Source organism: Marinimicrobium sp. C2-29 (assembly GCF_038419845.1).
Classification (GTDB): Bacteria; Pseudomonadota; Gammaproteobacteria; order Pseudomonadales; family Cellvibrionaceae; genus Marinimicrobium.
On sequence record NZ_JBCAQT010000007.1, the window covers coordinates 184,739 to 203,106 of the forward strand.

The window sequence follows — 18,368 nt, forward strand, 5'->3', positions numbered from 1 at the left end:
CATCAGTACAAATTATTACGATTCCATACAAAATTGATGCCAATTTCAGTCCCTATATATAGTGCGTTTCTGACTGCTATCCTAACGGTGAGTTGTTTGGAACAGTAACTTTCAGTCACATGGATGAAACACTAATAACTTATAGTTCGCTATGCGGCGTATCTGATCATGGCCGCCGCTTGATAATGGACATCAACATAGGTGGATTACCCATGGCTTCAACATACCGTCCTTTCGCTCTCGCTTTATCTCTTACTCTATTTTCACTCTCGGTTGTGGCAGAAAACCTCAATCGAAACGACTACCCGCCCTTAAATGAGAAGTATGAATATACGGTCGGGGACACTGTCTATACCATTCGGTATGAACGGGATGCTGACAATGGTGCGGTACGCACCCAGGCTTATGACAGCAACGGGGAACATATTGAATATAAGGATCTCCCACTTCCCAATCGGCCTTTAATATCAGAGGATCTTAAACAGTCTCTCGAGAAAGCGGTGACGACCGATAGAGTGGATAAAAATCATCGCGTCATCGTCGCGCTCAACAGCCCCAACATTCCCATTGAGACTCCTACATCATCCTCAATGAGAGAACAGAAACTATCCGACAGGCCATATCTAACCGTCGTAGCGTTCGCTTGGAAAGGCTTAACGCAGTTAAACGAACGTTAACAAAAAGACACGCATGGTTTGAGTCCGCTAAAAGTGAAGTGGTTGATAATTTTTCTGATCACGAAAGCCTCACGTTAGAGCTTACTGCATCTCAAATCTCGGAATTGGCGGATCGCTCATCAGACCTCATTGAGGGAATTGACCAGTACAAGCTAGCTTACGACGGCATCCAGACCGCGATGGACGCAACGGGGGTAGATCCATGGGCCACAGATTTTGCCGGTAGAGATGGGGCTGGATTGGGTATCTATATGACTGAGCTTGGTTGCCCCAACAGCAATCACATCACAAATTACACGCGCCTGGGAAGTCCTCAGCGTACCAACCACTCCGAACTGGTTTCTGGCATCATAAGGGCCGTTTCTCCAGAAAGCTGGCTATATTGCCGGGGAGGGCGTGTTCTTCCGAGAGCTGCTGACTTAGATGGTGTCGGTGGTCGCCCCCCGATTCATATAGCCAATGTTTCGTGGGGTCTTCAGGACGCATCATTTTATCAAGTACAAGATAGGGATTGGGACAACTTGGTGTACAATGAAGGCGTTGCGGTATTTGCCATTGCGGGTAACCACGGTGGCAGCGGCGATAGTAATGAAGTTGACTCGCCTGGCAAGGGTTACAACGTAGTTACTGTAGGTTCTTTCTCAGACACCAATGACTGGTATTCCTTTTTCTCAAGTGACAAAAATCCCGCCGCCGGACAGACAAAGCCCGATGTACTGGCGCCTGGAGAGAATATTGCGGCCGCAGGTCGCATGGATTCAGGCACCAGTTTTGCGTCGCCACATGCCGCAGGTTTTGCCGCAAACCTGATGTCCGAATGGATGCAGTATGCGCCTGCGACGCTAAAGGCAACATTATTAGCGTCAAGCACTTATAGCATTGGCGGTGTCAGTCAGGGTACCGTTGGAGCTGAGGGCCTTGATTTCCACAACGCGTTTTACGGGGCCTACTTCCATAAATGGAGCGGTTCAAACTCTTCTTTTGGCTATTTTGCGGCAAATGACGGGGGTTCATCGTGGGATGACAATTTCCTGGAAGCACCGGTAGACTTAAATGCATCAATGAGCAACGTTCGAATCGTTTTTTCATACCTTAACCGTGGCAGCTGGGCTTATCAGTATCCCGGTAGTAGCTGGGCGCTTGGAACGAGCTATAGGATGCGGGTTAGAAATCCTAGCGGTCAGACGATTGCGTATACAGATGTTAGCTGGGAAAACCCGTATTTGATGCTAGAAATCGATCCTACAGTGACGGGAACATATAACGTCATGATTGAACGTGTAGGAAATAATGATTACAGCGCCAACTTTATCGCTGGCCTAAATGTAACTTGGTAATCTGCCAATAATGAATGGCAGGGTGAGATTTTGTAGGCAACGAGAGGTGCATTGTGATGAAAACGCTACACTTAGCCTTAATGGTTTTATTCGCCGCCTGCGCCGGTTGCGACGATGAAGGTTCCATACGAGTGCTGAACGATGCCAATAGCAGCGAAGAACAGGTACCCTTCGAGATCGTCTCTTGCCCTGCCACTAGCGCTTACACTCATTTAGGGGAGGAAGAGGTTCACGAACCATTTGAAGTCGTGATCGAAGATCCGCATCAATTCAGGGAACTCTACTTAACCATTGACCCCACTAATCAAGAAGAAATACCCGCTATTGACTTTTCTGAAAACAGATCGGTTTTCATCTACTTGGGACAACAAACCAATACGTTTCCCGAAGTTCGGTTGGACGAGGTGATCTCTAACGAGAGTGGCATCACTGTTACGTACGAAAACGTCCAGCCATCGGCGGACTGCGAAACCGATGGGGCGCTTACTGAGCCCTACTGCATCATCTCGCTGCCCAAATCCGATGAGCCGATTCGATTCTCAGTGAGCACAGTTAAGGAATGTTATAAGCCGTAGCTCCGCATTACGGCGTCCCAAGGCGTAACACTCATTAATATACCAATCGTTGTTTATGGCACTGGGGTTTAAAGTGTTGACCCCGGTTCCCTCTACATACTTCTAGATAAATTAGGTAAGGCAGTCCAGCAATCGGGCTGCGCTCAATGTCAATCGGTTATAAGATTCGCCAGATTATGGTGCCAACTCTTGGCCAATTTAAGGTGTCAATACCACGTCACCATAATTTGGGCGCTGTATCCAAGCTATGGCGTCAGCTGGTGGCCAAGTTATGGTGGCAACACCAGAAGGGCACGGCGGTGGCCACGGCCAGGGGCAGTGTCAGGCGCTCGTACTGGGCGGCCAGAATCAGGAACACCATCAGCATGCCCATACCAAAGGCGGCGGTACCGGCACCGGCGGCCGCGTCCAGTTGGTAGGCTTCGCCGGTCCAGCCGAGCTGCACATCGGCGGTCTGGCGCTGTTCGGCAATCACCGCTTCCAGTGTGGCTTTGGCTTCACCGGTGGTGAAACCGGGGGCCGGGTCGGCCATCAGCTTGGCCGAGGGGTAGATGTTGAACCGGTTGAGAATGTCGGCCCCGGCGGTGCGCTCCAGGCTGACCAGGGAGCTGAGCGGAATCAACTCGCCGTTACCGGAGCGCACAAACACCTGACGCAGGTCATCGGGCTGATCCCGGTACTCGGCTTCGGCCTGCATGTTCACCCGCCACAGGCGCCCCTGATAGGAAAAGTCGTTGATGTAGCTGGAGCCAAAGGTGGACTGCAGGGAACTGTAGATCTGATCGATCGACACATCCATGGCCTTGGCTTTCTCCCGGTCCACCTCGGCGTGGAAGCGGGGGATGCTGGTGTCCAGAGTGGTGCGCACATTGGTCAGCTCCGGCCGTTCGCTGGCCGCGCCGACGGCCTGTTGCGCCAGCTCAAAGATCCGTGCGGGATCGGAGCTTTCGCGCACCTGCAGGTAACCTTCCACACCACCGGTGAGGGAGAGCCCCTGAATGGGCGGAGGGGTGAAGGCCATCACATTGGCTTCCTGAATGCCCGCGCCCATGCCCATCACCCGCTGGGCAATGTCCGCCGCGCTCTGGCCCTCGCCGGTGCGCTCGTCCCAGTCGGCCAGATTGATAAAGCCGGCCATGGCATTACTGCGCAGTGAGCCGGCGATAATGTCGAAGCCCGCAAAGGAGGTGAACTCCTCAACCTCATCCATCTCCAGCAGTTGTTGGGCGAGCCGGTCGCGCACCTGCTCGGTGCGGCCCAGGGCCGAGGCGGGCGGCAATTGTGCCACCGCCAGAGCCACACCCTGGTCTTCCTGGGGCACCAGCCCCGAGGGCAACCGATTGAGGGTGAACACGGTGGCGACGCAGAAAAGCGCGAGTAGTGCGAGGCCAATCACCCAGTGGCGCAGCAGTTTCTCCACAATGCTCACAAAGCCATTGGTGAGTGACTCAAACCCTTTGTTGAATATCTGGAAGGGCTTGCTGACATCGTGTGGCTCCTTATCCAGCAACAGGGCGCACATGGCCGGTGTCAGGGTCAGGGCCACCACACCGGAGACCACCACCGAAACGGCAATGGTGACCGCGAACTGTCGATACAGCTCACCGCTCAGTCCCCCCAGGAAGGCGACGGGCGCGAATACCGCGACCAGCACCAGCGTGGAGGAAATCACCGCACCGGACACCTGACCCATGGTTTCGATCGACGCCTCGCGCGCTTTCATGCCTTTTCCCACAATCAGGCGCTCGACGTTTTCCATCACGATAATCGCGTTGTCGACCACAATACCGATGGCCAGCACCAGACCGAACAGCGTCAGCAGGTTCACCGAAAAGCCGAGTAACTGCATGCCCGCGAAGGTCCCGATCAGCGACACCGGAATGGCCGCTACCGGAATCAGTGTGGCCCGGATGTGCTGCAGGAACACAAAGGTCACCAGCACCACCAGAAGCACTGCAATCAGCAGGGTAATGATCACTTCGTTGACCGACACCTCGACGAACTCGGTGGTGTCGTAGGGCACCTTGTACTCAATCCCGGCGGGGAAGCGCTCGGCAATCCGCTCCAGGGTGGCGTACACCTGCTCGGTGGTTTCCAGCGCGTTGGCGCCCGGCTGCAGGTAAACGCCCATGGGCACGGCCGACTCGCCGTTGTAGGTGGCGGAGAAGGCATAGTTCTCCGAGCCCAGCTCCACCCGGGCGACGTCTTTCAGACGCAGGCTGCTGCCCTGCGCGTTGGTGCGGATCACCACCTCTTCGAACTCTTTCGGGTCTTCGAGCTGACCCCGCGAGGTCATGGTAAAGGTGAAGGGCTGACCTTCCGGGGAGGGCTCGGCGCCAATGCGGCCGGCCGCATACTGGGCGTTCTGTTCGCGCAGGGCGGCAGCGACATCGTTGGGCGTCAGCTCGTGTTCGGCCAGTTTGGCCGGGTCCAGCCAGATGCGCATGGAGTAATCCTGGGCCCCGAACAGCGACGCATCGCCCACACCGTCCAGGCGCACCAGTTCATCCAGCACATTCAACAGGGCATAGTTACTGATATCCAGCGTGCTCTGGGAGCCATCCGGTGAGTACAAGACCGGCACCATCAGAATGTTGCTGGAGCGGGACTCCACCCGCAGGCCCAGATCGCGCACGGTTTGTGGCAGACGCGCGGTCGCCGCCTGAACCCGGTTGTTGACGTTGATCGCGGCCTGATCCGGGTCGGTGCCCATTTCAAAGGAAACGGAAATCTGCAGGCTGCCGGAGTCGGTGCTGGTGGATTCCATGTAGATCATGTCATCCACGCCGTTGATTTCCTGCTCCAGAGGCGCGGCGACCGATTCCGCCAGGACTTCGGCGCTGGCCCCCGGATAGCTGGCGTTGACCACCACTTCAGGGGGCACCACATTCGGGTACTGCTCAACCGGCAGCACTCGCAATGAAGCGACCCCCGCCAGGATGATGATGATCGAGATGACCGACGCAAAAATGGGTCGGTCAATAAAAAACCGCATCATGGGTTACCCCTCCTGGTCGCCGCCGTTGGTGACGTTCACCGGCGCGCCGTCACCGACCGCTACCTGGCCATTGATCACCAGTTCACTGCCATCGGAAAGTCCTTCCAGAATGACCTGCTTGCCGTCAATCACCGGCCCCATCTTCACGGAGTGAGCCTTGGCCTGGCCGTCTTTCACGGTAAAGACCTGCGGGCCTTCGGGGCCCTGGCCGACCGCCGTGGGGTCGATCAGAATGACGTCTTCGTAGGTTTCCAGGGTAAGGCGCACGCGCACAAACTGACCCGGGATCAACAATCCGTCCGCGTTGGGGAAGACCGCGCGCATCTGCACACTGCCCGTGGCGGGATCAATGCGTCGGTCGGCGAAGTCGACCTTGCCCGATTGGGAGTAGGCGCTGCCGTCCCGGAAAATCAGATCGGCGCTGCGCTCGGTCGGATCGGCATCCGCACGCTGTGCTTTGCGCGCGATGCGCTGCACCGTGGCGTCGTCTTCAGGCAACGAGAAGTAGACATGCACCGGGTCGTGCTGAATCACGTGAGTCAACACGTCGCCCACATTCACCAGGTTGCCTTCGGTGATCGCCTCAATACTGGTGAGACCTGACACGGGAGCCTCCACCCGGGTGTAGCGCAACTGCCGCTCGGCGCCGCTCAGGGAGGACTCGGCCGCCTCCAGGCGGGCCTGGGCAGCGCGATGATCGGCGCGGGCCTGGTCGCGCTCGCGCTCGCTGACCGCGTTGCGCTCAAACAACCCTTCGACCCGCTCCCATTCGCGTTCGGCGCGCAGGTTCTGGGCCTCGGCGTCGGCCAGCTCCGCTTTGGCGGCTTTGACGTTGTCCTCATAGGTTTCCGGTTCAATCAGAAACAGTGTTTTACCGGCCTCGACGGCCGTGCCTTCGTCATAGCGGCGCTCCTCCAGAATTCCGGATACCCGGGCACGCACGGCCACTTCCGTCGCGCCACGAATCCGGCCGGGGTAGTCCACCCGGTGCTCGGCGGTTTCGGCGCTCACTTCGGTGGTGGTGACCGGCGAGGGCGGACGCTCCTGTTGACCGCCGCCCTCGTCGCTGCAGGCGGTGACCAGGGTCGCGAGTAGCGCGAGGGGCAGACCCCGGCGCAGTCGTCCAGAAAACCGGTGGGAGGATGGGTACATCATGGTGAAAAGCTCCGTTTGATACTGCGTTGATCAAAGTAAGAATTGAAAAGCGTGTTGCTGGCTCTCACGGGGGGAGCGGTCAGCGTTCGAGAATGCCGTGCAGGTAAATATCGAAAATCGTGTCGAACCGTTCGCTGAGTGGCTTGCGGGGCAGGGGCGTATGGCTCAGCACCACGGCGCCGTGCATCAGGTCGCCGCAGACCTCCATCCATTCCTGGGAGTCGATGGCCCGGACCGGGTGGCGGGCGGCGATCCGCTCGAACATGGCCACCCAGTCTTCGCGACCGGCGAGCATGTAGGAAAAATACAGGGAGTTCTGGCACTCGGTTCGAAACTCGGCCCGCTCCTGGATGAACAGCTCAATCAGGTCGGGGTTCTTTTCGAAAAACAGTAGATAGGCGCGCATACCTTCCCGAAGCTGCTCCAGCGGGTCCTCCGGTATCCGGCGGGCCCGATCGACGGACTGCCGCAGCGCCTCGAGGTTGTGTCGCAACGCCTCGGTAAACAACACCTCCTTGGTGGGAAAATACCGGTAGACCGTGCCTTTACCCACGCCGGCCGCATCGGCCACAGCCTGCATGTCGGCCACCTGGTAGCCTCGCTCGGCAAAAATGCGGGTCGCGACGGCGAGAATCTCCGTGCGCCGCTGTTCGGCGGGTTTGTGGACGCGTTTGGGCTTGTCATTGTCGTCTGTCATGGCGGGCTCACTATTGGGACGGACCGGTCAGTCCGTTTATGGTAGGAGCGACGCCCCGGTCAGACAACAGCTTTTCTGTCAATAAAAGTAAAGGCAGGTCAGAAAGTCGGGAACAACGGCGGGTAGGAGCGGTAAATGTGGTGGGCCCAGCTGGACTTGAACCAGCGACCAATCGATTATGAGTCGACTGCTCTGACCAACTGAGCTATGGGCCCACAGATGCGAGAGCGCCGCATTATAAAGACAAGAGCCTGGCATGACCAGCCCGAATGCGGCCTGTGGTGCGATCAGGGTCTTCGGTCTCGTCAGGCCGAAGTGGTTAAGAGTAGAGTAGTGACCGATACTGTGCTACAAATAATTAACCGGCATCGGTATTAACAGAGGTGCCCCTCAGACCAGTTGCAGTGATATCGACTGGTCGGACAAATGGCACTCAACAATCCTGAACCAGACAGCGAGCCGCTTTCTGGTCCACACGGCATCGCGGCGGCACGCGCCGCAGGCGACTTGATAAGAGAAGGGTTTGATCATGGCAGACGAAGAGCAACGGATACCCGAACCGGAGTCCCAATCCAGTAAGCCCAAGGCCACCATCGCGCTGGTCGTCGTTGTGGCCATTGTCATAGTGATACTCGCGATTTACCTGTTTCGGGGTGACCCGGAACCCGAGCCGGAGCCCGAACCTGTGCCGACGCAGGAGCCGGAGCCCGAGCCGGAGCCCGAACCTGAGCCAGAGCCGGAACCGGAGCCCGAACCGGAACCCGAGCCGGAGCCGGAGCCCGAACCTCTGCCCGCCCTGGATGAGAGCGACAGCGAAGTGCTGGGCGAACTGGAAGCGGTCACCGGGAGCGATGAGGTGACCGAGGTTGTGGTCCAGGATGAATTGCTGCGCAAGGTTGTCCGGGCGGCCTATGCCGCCGCTCAGGACGGGAAGGTGGTGCACGAGTATCGCCCCCTGGTCTCGCCCCGGCCACCGCTGGAAGTTGAGAAAGTCGGCGACGCACGCACTGAGGCCGAGCAGGAGTATCGGCTGCTGGAAGAAAACTACGATCGCTATGATGCCTATGTCGCTCTGTTGACCGAGCCCGACACCGAGCAGCTGGTCGGCTTTTACGAGCGCTACCGGCCCCTGTTGGAAGAGGCGCTGGATGAGCATGGCGCGGCCGGCAATGGCAATTTTCACCAGCTGGTGCTCGATACCATCGATGAGCTGCTGGAAGCGCCAGAGCCACCGGAGGATATCCGCCTCGAGCGGCCCAAAGTCTTTTTCGAGTACCGTGATGACGAGCTCGAAAACCTGCCGGACCTGCACAAGCTGATGCTGCGCATCGGGCCGGAGCATCATCGTGCCGTCAAGCGGGCGCTGCGTGACCTGCGCGCGGAGCTGGAAAAGTTACCGGAGGAGGTGGAAGACGGGCAGTAATCAACCGTTCATAAAAAAGCCGCGAAGCCAGGGAGGAGCTTAAGCCTCCAGGGCGTCGCGGCAACAGCGCGCAGCTGTAAAAGGTTTCAATTTACATCAGGTTCAATCTGTTCAAACGACTTCACTGCAGGGTGAAGTTCACTTCCGTTTCAGCATCGGCTTCCACGGTCGCGTTGGATTCACCCACAAACGTCAGGCTGTCTTCCGCTTCGGGATCATCGTCCATGGCGCCACAGGTGTAGGCCACGGTGTAGTCACCCTCGTCCAGAAAGCCGGCTTCATAGCTGTACTCGCCGCCAGACTCGCTCACCAGCGCGGTGGTGATCGGGTCGCCGTCGCCGCCACTGACGTCAGACACGGTGGCGTCAGCTCCCGAATAGACGTAGACCGCACCGAACTGTTCGCCGGTATCGGACGCGCACTGCTCGGTGATCACTTCCAGGTCCACATTGCCGGCAATGCTGCCTGCAGCGGTGTTGTCAATCAGGCGCAGAGTGGGCTTGAGCATCGCGCCGCCAATGGCATCGGACGGCGGCAGAATCACGGATTTGCGCAAGTCGAAGTCGATGGTGAAATCGGCGGTGCCATTGGCGGTCACGGTAAAGCCGCTGACCAGTTTCAGGCCGGTCTGGCTGCCGCTGGGTACCCGGAGCTCAAGTTGATTGCCGGTGTCCAGCTCGAGATAGGAGTCCAGGACGCCGTCGTTTTCGGCATTGACGTGCAGGCGGATCCACTCGTAATCGCCGGCGGGGACTTCTTCACCGTTGACCAGGCCTTCGGACGCCGAGCCCTGCAGGGCCAGCAGATCGATGCTCTTGGCCTCATCAAAGGTAAATTCGATGGCCTCGCCATCCGCCGGCTTGATGGAAACCCCGGAGAACTCCACGAACACGTGGCTGGCGGAGTCAATTGCAGCGTCGGTGACTGCCAGGCTGAAGCTGCCGGTGCTCTCGCCGCCAGAGCCGGAGGAACCGCCGCAGGCGGCCAGAGCCGTCAAAGAAGACGCCAGGAGCAGTTGGAGTGGGTATTTTTTAAGCAGTTTCATAGAACTTACCTCGTTTCGGTTTGGCTGTGACCGTCGGTCACGGTGTTTTTAATAACGTTTAGCGTCTAAAAGAATAATTTTAATAGCTTATAGAATTTAAAAGCCTGTAATTTCCTTTGCTTTGCTCTTGTTTGACACTATAGTCCCAAAAAAAGATAAGTAAAAGTGCGCTGCGTCACATTTTTTTAATTTAATTTGACGCTATAATCCCAATATGAGCGATAGAACCCAAAAAGCCCTGACCCGAGCGGTCTACCGAGTGTTGCGCCCCATGGTGCGTCTGTTGATGCGTCATGGCGTCTCCTATCGCTTGTTTGCCGACATTGCCCGGCATGTGTATGTGGATGTGGCGCGGGATGACTTTTCCCTGCCCGGGCGCAAACAGAGCCTGTCCCGCATGGCGGTACTGACGGGTATCAACCGCAAAGACATCGCCAAGTTGCAGGATCGGCCGCACCCGCTATCCGATGCGGCCGAGGAAAAGCCCACACCGGCCGCCCGGGTCATTACCGGGTGGCTCAACGATGTACGCTTTCACACCAACACCGGCGAGCCCGCGGAGTTGCCGGTTGAATCTCAGGAGGACGCCCCAAGTTTCAGTTCACTGGTGCGCGAATACAGTAGCGATGTGCCGGTGCGCGCCCTGCTGGACGAGCTGGTGCGTATCCGGGCGGTGGTGCGTCGGGAGGAGGGCGTCGCTCTCATGGCCCGGGGTTACATTCCGGTGGAGGATATGCAGGAGAATATCCGCATTTTCGGGACCGCCGCCGCAGACTTGATGGCCACGATGGACCATAATATCGCCAAGATGGATCCGGGGCCGTTTATTCAGCGCACCGTCTCCTACCAGAATATTCCCGTGGAGTTGCTCGAGCGCATTCGCCAACGCAGTGCCCGGGACGGACAGGCCTTTTTGCTGCAGGTCAATGATTGGCTGGCTGAATACGATCAGGGCCCGGCTTCCGAGCCGGCACAGAGCCGGGCCCGGGTGGGGATCGGCCTGTACTATTTCGAACAATTGGACGCTGACGATACGCGCGAAGGTAATTCATGAGATTGCATCCAATCAAAGCCATTCTGCTCAGCAGCACCCTGCTCCTGGGCGCCTGCGACCCGGGGTCTGACTCCGTGGCGGGTATTGAGGGGACTGGAGGTCCCGCGACCGCCAGCGGCAGCGTGACCTCCTTCGGCAGCATCTACGTCAACGGAATCCATATCGACATCGGTGATGCCGACATCCGGGTCAATGGGGCCCTGGCCGGGGAAAACGACGTGCGGCTGGGCATGGTGGTTGACGTCGAAGCCGAGCAGGCTGAGGACGACTCCTGGGTTGCCCGGGAAGTTCGGCACGAGCGCTCGCTGCGCGGGGTGGTTTCGGACGTGCTTGAGGTGACCGATGTGCGTCTGGTCCTGCAGATACTGGGGCAGACCCTGGTGGTGTACGACGATGCGCTCTTTGATGGGGTGGACTTTGAATCGCTCGACGCCGGAACAGCCATTGATGTCAGCGGCTTTATCGATGCCGAGGGCCGGGTGGTGGCCTCCCGGGTCGCGTCGGCCAGCGCGGATGCCGGACCCGAGCTGCGAGGCCGGATCCAGAGCGTGGATACAGCCCAGAGCCAGTTCGCTCTGGGGGAGCTGACCGTGGATTATCGCAACGCCCTGTTCGATGACGGTGAGCGCGATCAGCTCGAACCCGGGGTGACGGTCCGTGTCCGGGGCGATGCCGGCGCTTTGCAGAGCGGCGTCCTGACAGCCGGGCGGGTGAGCTTTGAGGCGTCGTCATCCACCTCCGGGGATATCCCGGTCTCACGCGAAGGCATGATCCGGGACTTTCAGTCGGCCAAGCAGTTCAGCCTGGCCGGTCTTGAGGTGGATGCTTCGGCAGCCCGTATCACCGGTGGCAAAGCCAGTGAGTTGGGTCGTGGCGTGCGGGTTACCGTCTCGGGTGAGCGCGCGGGCGGCGTGCTGCAGGCTACAGAAGTACGGCTGGTGCTGCCGGGGATTGAGCGGATTCGCGCCCAGGTGGATTCCGTCGACCCCGACTCCGGGGAGATCGAGGTGCTGGGCACCCGGTATCAGAGCTCCGGTTGGACGGCCTTTGAAGATCGGCGAGACAATGGCAACCGGTTTATCAACCTGCGGGATATCAACGTCGGTGAGACGGTGGAAGTGCATGCCCGTCGCACCGGGCAGCGGTTGATCGCCACCCGCATCAAGCGCCTGGAGAACGACGCCCAGGTCAGCTTGCGGGGCCCCGTCACCGATATTGGTGAGACCAGTATTCAGGTGATGAACGTTGAAGTGGATTTGAGCGCTCTTGATGGCGAAACGCTGGCCGCTTTGCTACAGGACCTGACGATGGGTGACCGGGTAACGGTGCAGGGAGCCTTGACCGCTTCCCAGCGCATCGAAGCCAGTGATTTGTCTCTGTCCAGCATTCCTGGTAACGATGAGGCCTGCCCGCCGGCGCTGGGAAATGTCTGTGAAGAGGTGCCCGGACTGGATCTGACGGATCTGGAAGGGCGCAGCCTGCGCTTTTAAGCGCACCACACGGACCGCTAGGGGCGTTCAACCACCTGAGGTGGCCACTCCAGCACAAAGCGGGCGCCGCCCAGAGGCGCCCGCTCCACCCGCACCTCGCCCCGATGCCACTGCATGATGCGCTGAACAATGGCCAGACCCAGCCCGAAGCCCGCGGCATGGTGCTCGGGCGACTCCCGCAGGCGCACAAACGACTCGAAGATCCGCCTCCGCTCACTCTCGGGAACACCGGGCCCGTCATCATCAATCTCGATCCGGTAGCCGTGTTCGTCGGCGTGGAGATGGACCTCGATGGTGTCGCGGGCATGACGCAAGGCATTCTGCAGCAGATTGTGCAGCGCCCGCTCCATCAGTTGCCAGTCACACACGAAGCTCTCTGCAGGCGACTGGGAGTCCAGCTCGATCCTGGCCGGCTGGTTCAGGTGCCCGCTCAAGCGTTGACTGAGGTCCCGGATCAGGCCCGGCATGTCGCCGGCGGTCGTATGGAGCTCCGGTTCCTGCTCAAAGCGGGCATAGTGCAACAGCTGGTTCACCAGCTGATCCATTTCCGCCACATCGGCCTGCAGTCCCGCCAGCTTGTGTCGCAGATCGTCGGGGCTGCGGCTGTCCTGTGCCATCTCCAGGGCAAACTTCATCCGGGCCAGGGGGGTGCGCAACTCGTGCGAGACGGCGTGGGTCATTTCCTTCTGCGAGCGCAGCAGGTCCCGGATACGACGCGCCATATGGTTGAAAGCGCGCGCGAGTCGCTGGGCGGGCGAATGGCCTCTGAGCTCTACAAGGGGGTACTCAGGGTTGCGCCCCAGCGCTTCGGCGTGGCGCTCCAGGCGGGTCAGATCGCGGGTCAGGGGCCAGAGCCAGAAAAACACCACGCCGGCCAGGGCGATATAGAACAACACCGCCAGGAGCGATTCCAGACGTCGCGACTGGGCAAAGTCGGCTTCACCGATGACCACCACCTGGGGGTGATCGGGCAGCTTCTGATAGTGATAGAGCCCGCCCTCGGCGTCTTCGAACGACAGCGGTTCGCCCGCCTCGAGCCGCTCCACCATGCTCGCTCCGGAAATGTCTTCCAGCGGCACCAGGCGCACATCGGCCAGGCCCCGGGAGGCGATGCCATGAATCAGGGCGCGGGTCTGATCCAGCTCCCGGTCCTCACTCGCCAGTCGCAGTATTTCGGTCAGGGTGGCCCCGGGAGCGGGGGTGTTGTGTTCGGATTGATAGGCGTTCCAGAGCTGATCCAGTGCCCAGCCCAGGCCCAGGGTGGCCAGTACGATCAGCAGATAGAGAGAGAGAAAGGCCCGTTTCAAGGTGGTGTACCTAGGTCCAGGCATCGGCGATGAACAGATAACCCCGGCCCCAGATGGTCTTGATCCGGGAGGGGTTGTCGGGATTGTCCCCCAGCTTTTTGCGCAGCTGTGACACGCGCACATCGATGGTCCGGTCCATGCCGTCGTAGGGGCGACCGTAGAGCTCGCGGAAGAGAAAATCCCGGCCCACGATTTCCCCGGCCCGCTGGGCCAGGAGCCAGAGCAGGTCGAATTCGTGACTGGACAACCGGACTGGCCGGCCCGCGAGCTCGACGCTGCGCGACCCGCTGTGAACCTGGAGGCTGTCAAAGGTGAGCGTCTGGGGCTGGGAGGGGACACCCGGCTCGATCCGGCGCAGAAGGGCGCGAATACGCGCCAGGAGGATGCGCGGCTCGGCGGGCTTGATCACATAATCGTCGGCGCCGAACTCCAGCCCCAGTATCTGATCGGCGTCTTCGTTCCGGGCGGTGAGCATGAGAATGGGGCCGGTAAAGGTGGGTCGCAACTCCCGGCAGATTGTCAGACCGTCCTTGCCGGGCAGCATGATATCCAGAATCATCAGATCGGGGCGCAGCTTGCGCACCTGCTCGGCGACGCGGTCCCCGCGTCCCTCTATGGTGACCTCAAAGCCGTTATCGGCCAGATAGTCGCGTACCAGCGTGGCCAGGCGGTGGTCGTCTTCGGCGAGCAGAATCTTGTGCATAGCGGCTTTTGGCTTACCGGGTTGGAGGTTAGAAGAAGTTCCAGGGTTTACGGCGGCGCGATCGGTATTCGGTGTATTCGCGGATGACCTCGAATAGTTCGCTGGCCAGCAGCTCTTGCTCGGGGCGCGAGCGCAACTGGAAAACCAGGCTCTCGTCAGTGTTGGCGCGGTAGCGAAACTCCCCGCGATCCTGGGCCTGCCAGCATTCCAGCGGTTGGCCCTGGCGCTCGACAAACAGACACAGGGCCAGGGGGTCATCGGTGCGCCACTGGATGTCGACCATCTGCTGGCACAGCGTCTGGTTTTCGGCGAGCGCACAGACGCTCGGCTGCAGATGCAGATCCGCCTCCGCGCCGTACAGCGGCCCGCTGCCGACCAGGCCCAACAGCACCACCGCTCCCGCCCTGATGTGTCTGATACACAGCCCGGTGATCCGGCCTCGCAGCGCTGTTGGGTACCTCAGTTGCCTGAGTCTAAAAATGGTAAACGCCCCCGACGAATATTTGCATCACCTGGTTCTGGTCAATAAGGGGGCTGCTGCGTACCGCCTCGCTCAAATGCTCGTATTGAACGCTGCCCAGCCAACGCCAGGACTCGCTTGCCGGTCGGCTCCAGCTTAGGCGCACAAACGGTGAGGCGCCACTGCCGGGGCGGTAGGCGGGCCGCTGCTCGCTCGCTTCCCCTTCGGTTACGCCGTAATAGTATTCCATCACCTCGGCGCTTTTCCAGCTGAATCCGAGGGCCAGGCCAAATTGGTTGTCGCGCGCCCGGGTACTGCGGCTGAGGGCGAAGCGCAGCTCCTCACCCTCGTGGGCGCCCGAGACGTCGGTGAGTGCCTGTAATTGCCAATCCCAGCCGCCCAGCCGGGCGGAGGCCTCAAGGCCGGCGAGCGCCGAGAGATCGCGCTCCCGCAGCGGTGGTGGGGTGCTCGAAGGCTGTTCGGCGGGTGACTCCAGCGGATCATCGGCGGGTTTGGGCGAAGGGTCATCAAAAGAGCCCTCGCCCCCTTCGTCCGGGGAGCTCGGAGCATCGTCCATGTCTCCGCCGGAGGTGGGTGGGTTACTGGCATCGCCCACCAGGTTGAGGCCACCGTCCAGGACGAAGCGGCCCAGGTCATCGCGGAAAAAATAGAGACCGTCGCGTCCGGGGGTGATCAGGGCATTGAGCATCCACTGGGGCTTGTCCACCAGGGTATAGCCCAGATCCAGATTGTCGAGGAAAAAGCGTTTGCCGTAATAGCTGACCTGGGGAATCACCACCAGCGGTATGGGGTCGCTGTCGGCGAGCGGGTTGGTGCGCAGGCCGGCACCCACGGCCAGCTGCACCTCCCAGGTTCCGGTGGCGATACAGCGTTCATCGCCGGGACCGCAGTGCTCCTGAGCCCCGGCGTGTGCGCCGAGGCTGGTCAGCCAGAGTGCGGTGATGAGGGCCCCGAGTCGTTTGATCATTGTTTTTGCGGATCCATGGAATAAGTTGGACATTGAACCGTTGTCAGGTATGGAGCGACTCCAATACAGGGCGACTCTACTACAGAGCGACTCTGAAGCGGCTCATTGTGTACAGAGGTGTATTGTGCCGTCAATCGCCCGCCAAAGCCGTCATGGCTTTGTGAGAGTCTGTAAAAAGCTGTAAACGCGGGTTTGTCTGTAAAAAGCGCCCGTGACACCGCCGCTGGCGGACGAGACGGGTTACACAAAATTACATTCTTTCGCAGATCGACAACAGAACCCGACAGGGCAGGGGTGTAGATTGAAAGCTGACGGGTCTTTTGGATGTCTGGCCCGATTTGATGAATCGACACTCGCACCACAAAAGGGATGGGCTCACATGAAACGCTTAGCACTGATGACACTATTGGGTAGCAGCGTGCTGCTCGCGGCCTGTGGCTCGGGCTCCGACTCCGGGGGAGATCCCCGCGGTCGACTGGATACGGATTACAGCAATTTGCGCCTGGCGGACCCGGCACTGGGCCCGCTGAGCAACCAGCACCCGCCGAGCGATTTTTCCGAGTACCTGCGCAATGGCGTGCGCCTGATGGTCCAGCCCCAGGGGCAGGACGGGAGAAATGATGGTGACTTTGCGGAGAGTCCAGCCGCCGAAGATTCGGCCGGTGGCGGCGAGAACTTCTCGCAGACCAACGTCCATGTGCTGGGCGTGGACGAGGCGGACCGGCTGAAATACGACGGCGAGCACCTGTTTGTGGCCGAATCGCCCTATTACACCTACGCCCATTTTGCGGCGGGCGCCGAGATTGCCGTGGATGACGGCTTCGGCGGCAGCACGGAACCCCCGCCGAACCAGGCAGTGCGGATTTACAGCACCCAGCCCGAAGCGGTGGGTGCCACCTGGATGGCCCGCTACGAATTCGAACGCTCTGAAGAGAATCCCCTCACGCTTTCCGAGCTGTATACCCTGGATGACGAAGAGGGGCGGGCCCAGTCGGTGGCCGCCCTGAGTGACAAACGCCTGTATTTTCACTGGGGCTGGGGCGATACCCCCAGCTACGGTCGCCGCGCGGGCGCCACCCGGGTCGATCTGCTCGACGTCCAGTCGCCCGGCAACCCGCAGCTGGATTGGTCCATTGAACTTGAAGGGGCCCTGTTGAACAGCCGCAAGATTGGCGACGTGATGTACCTGGTGACGCGCACCATTCCGCAGATCGAGGGCGTGGAGCCCTACCCCGACTCACAGGAGGCCAGGGAGCGGAATGAGCAGCTGATCCGCGACGCGTCAATTGAGGACCTGTTGCCGGAATACAGCGTCAATGATGGTGACCTACTGCCGTTGGTGACCGAAGAAGACTGCTATTTGCCGCGGGAAATTGCCTCGGATCAGGGGTATGCCGACCTGGTGACGGTCAGCGCGATCGATCTGCGCTCGCGTGAGCTGGTGTCTTCGGCCTGCATCAATGCGCAGCTGAGTGGTATTTACATGTCACTGGACAGTCTGTACCTCGGCGCACGCGGCGGCAGCGGCTCCGAGCAACAGACCGGGCTGCACAAATTCACCATCGAACAGGGCGAAGTGGACTATCGGGGCACCGGGGTGGTGCCGGGGCACCTGAACTGGTCCGACCCCGCGTTCAGCATGGATGAGAAGGACGGCTATCTGCGTGTGGTGACCAGTGTCCGCCAGGGGTGGAATGACTTTGATCACTACCTGCACGTACTGCGTGAGCCCGAGACCGGGGACACCGAACAGCTGGAAGTGGTCGCGAAGTTGCCCAACGAGCAGCAACCCGAACAAATCGGCAAACCGGGCGAAGATATCTTTGCCGTGCGTTTTCTGGGTGACAGGGCCTATATCGTTACGTTCGAGCAGATGGACCCGCTCTACGTGCTCGATTTGAGCGACAACGAGAATCCGCAGATTGTGGGTGCCCTGGAAATCCCCGGCGTTTCGACCTATCTGCACCCGGTCGGCGATGGCTATCTGGTATCCGTGGGCGAAGATCCCATGAGTATGGAGGGTGGCGTCAAAATCGAGCTGTTTGATGTTCGGGATGACAACAACCCGCTGAGCCTTGAGACCCACATGATTGGCGGACAGCGCAGCTGGAGTGAAGCGCTGCGCGACCTGCGTGCCTTCAACTTTCTTTCCGTCAGTGACGACAGTCTGCGCTTCACCCTCCCGGTCACCCGTCGGGAGAATTACGAATGGGTGGACTCCGGGCTGCATCTGTTTGAAATCAACAACCTCACGGGCGAAGAAGCCGTTCTGGAGCCGGTCGGAAGCATGATTGTCGAGCAGCCCCAGGACAACAGTAATGGCTGGCATACAGATAGCGGCAATGGACGCAGCCGTATGCACGGCGACACCGTTTTCTATCTTCACGGCAATGATATCTGGGCCAGCGACTGGAGCGACCCGGAAAATGTTCAGGGGCCCTTTACGGAGTAAAGACAGA

General features: G+C 59.6%; 15 protein-coding genes and 1 tRNA gene. 7 read left to right on the forward strand and 9 right to left on the reverse strand.

The window, feature by feature from the left end; genetic code table 11:
• Positions 1-212 precede the first annotated feature (212 nt).
• From AAE484_RS09000 to AAE484_RS09010, 3 genes are read left to right on the forward strand one after another with little or no spacing between them, the layout of a single operon-like run.
• Positions 213-677, forward strand: a complete 465-nt coding sequence (locus AAE484_RS09000) for a hypothetical protein (RefSeq protein WP_341938044.1) — start codon at positions 213-215, stop codon at positions 675-677.
• Positions 644-2,014: a S8/S53 family peptidase gene (locus tag AAE484_RS09005; protein WP_341938045.1), complete on the forward strand. Its 1,371-nt coding sequence runs from the start codon at positions 644-646 to the stop codon at positions 2,012-2,014. The genes AAE484_RS09000 and AAE484_RS09005 overlap by 34 nt, the downstream gene beginning before the upstream one ends.
• 56 nt (positions 2,015-2,070) lie before the next feature.
• The gene (locus AAE484_RS09010) at positions 2,071-2,589 is read left to right on the forward strand and encodes a protease complex subunit PrcB family protein (protein ID WP_341938046.1); all 519 of its coding nucleotides are present in this window, start codon (positions 2,071-2,073) and stop codon (positions 2,587-2,589) included.
• 253 nt (positions 2,590-2,842) lie between these two features.
• Here the strand turns inward: AAE484_RS09010 and AAE484_RS09015 are convergent, their stop codons facing one another.
• From AAE484_RS09015 to AAE484_RS09030, 4 genes are all read right to left on the reverse strand, one after another.
• Entirely contained in the window at positions 2,843-5,587 is a 2,745-nt protein-coding gene (locus tag AAE484_RS09015) for an efflux RND transporter permease subunit (RefSeq protein ID WP_341938047.1), read from the reverse strand.
• A 3-nt stretch (positions 5,588-5,590) separates the two neighbouring features.
• Positions 5,591-6,742 (reverse strand): efflux RND transporter periplasmic adaptor subunit, encoded by a 1,152-nt coding sequence (locus AAE484_RS09020; protein WP_341938048.1) that lies wholly within the window; start codon positions 6,740-6,742, stop codon positions 5,591-5,593.
• Positions 6,743-6,821: 79 nt separating this feature from the next.
• Positions 6,822-7,439 carry a TetR/AcrR family transcriptional regulator gene (locus AAE484_RS09025; protein ID WP_341938049.1) on the reverse strand — a complete coding sequence of 206 codons (618 nt, stop codon included), beginning with the start codon at positions 7,437-7,439 and terminating at the stop codon, positions 6,822-6,824.
• 138 nt (positions 7,440-7,577) lie between these two features.
• Positions 7,578-7,654, reverse strand: a tRNA-Ile gene (locus AAE484_RS09030).
• 314 nt (positions 7,655-7,968) lie between these two features.
• On the opposite strand from AAE484_RS09030, the gene AAE484_RS09035 reads away from it, so the two are divergent.
• Positions 7,969-8,862, forward strand: a complete 894-nt coding sequence (locus AAE484_RS09035; protein WP_341938050.1) for a DUF3014 domain-containing protein — start codon at positions 7,969-7,971, stop codon at positions 8,860-8,862.
• 121 nt (positions 8,863-8,983) lie between these two features.
• Here AAE484_RS09035 and AAE484_RS09040 read toward each other — a convergent pair whose 3' ends face one another.
• Positions 8,984-9,907 (reverse strand): DUF4382 domain-containing protein, encoded by a 924-nt coding sequence (locus AAE484_RS09040; RefSeq protein WP_341938051.1) that lies wholly within the window; start codon positions 9,905-9,907, stop codon positions 8,984-8,986.
• A gap of 214 nt (positions 9,908-10,121) precedes the next feature.
• Between AAE484_RS09040 and AAE484_RS09045 the strand changes: the two genes are divergently transcribed.
• Both AAE484_RS09045 and AAE484_RS09050 read left to right on the forward strand, forming a co-directional pair.
• On the forward strand, positions 10,122-10,961 hold the full coding sequence (locus AAE484_RS09045; RefSeq protein WP_341938052.1) for a DUF6502 family protein: 840 nt from the start codon (positions 10,122-10,124) through the stop codon (positions 10,959-10,961).
• Positions 10,958-12,451, forward strand: a complete 1,494-nt coding sequence (locus AAE484_RS09050) for a DUF5666 domain-containing protein (protein ID WP_341938053.1) — start codon at positions 10,958-10,960, stop codon at positions 12,449-12,451. Before AAE484_RS09045 ends, AAE484_RS09050 begins: the two co-directional genes overlap by 4 nt.
• 17 nt (positions 12,452-12,468) lie before the next feature.
• On the opposite strand, the gene AAE484_RS09055 is transcribed toward AAE484_RS09050, so the two are convergent.
• From AAE484_RS09055 to AAE484_RS09070, 4 genes are all read right to left on the reverse strand, one after another.
• Positions 12,469-13,758, reverse strand: a complete 1,290-nt coding sequence (locus AAE484_RS09055; RefSeq protein WP_341938054.1) for an ATP-binding protein — start codon at positions 13,756-13,758, stop codon at positions 12,469-12,471.
• Positions 13,759-13,768: 10 nt separating this feature from the next.
• A complete protein-coding gene (locus AAE484_RS09060; RefSeq protein ID WP_341938055.1) occupies positions 13,769-14,461 on the reverse strand; it encodes a winged helix-turn-helix domain-containing protein in 693 nt (230 codons plus the stop codon).
• Positions 14,462-14,489: 28 nt separating this feature from the next.
• On the reverse strand, positions 14,490-14,852 hold the full coding sequence (locus tag AAE484_RS09065) for a DUF3019 domain-containing protein (RefSeq protein WP_341938056.1): 363 nt from the start codon (positions 14,850-14,852) through the stop codon (positions 14,490-14,492).
• 82 nt (positions 14,853-14,934) lie between these two features.
• Complete coding sequence (locus AAE484_RS09070; protein ID WP_341938057.1) at positions 14,935-15,909, reverse strand: MipA/OmpV family protein; 975 nt, start codon at positions 15,907-15,909, stop codon at positions 14,935-14,937.
• Positions 15,910-16,288: 379 nt separating this feature from the next.
• On the opposite strand from AAE484_RS09070, the gene AAE484_RS09075 reads away from it, so the two are divergent.
• On the forward strand, positions 16,289-18,361 hold the full coding sequence (locus AAE484_RS09075; protein WP_341938058.1) for a beta-propeller domain-containing protein: 2,073 nt from the start codon (positions 16,289-16,291) through the stop codon (positions 18,359-18,361).
• Positions 18,362-18,368 lie beyond the last annotated feature (7 nt).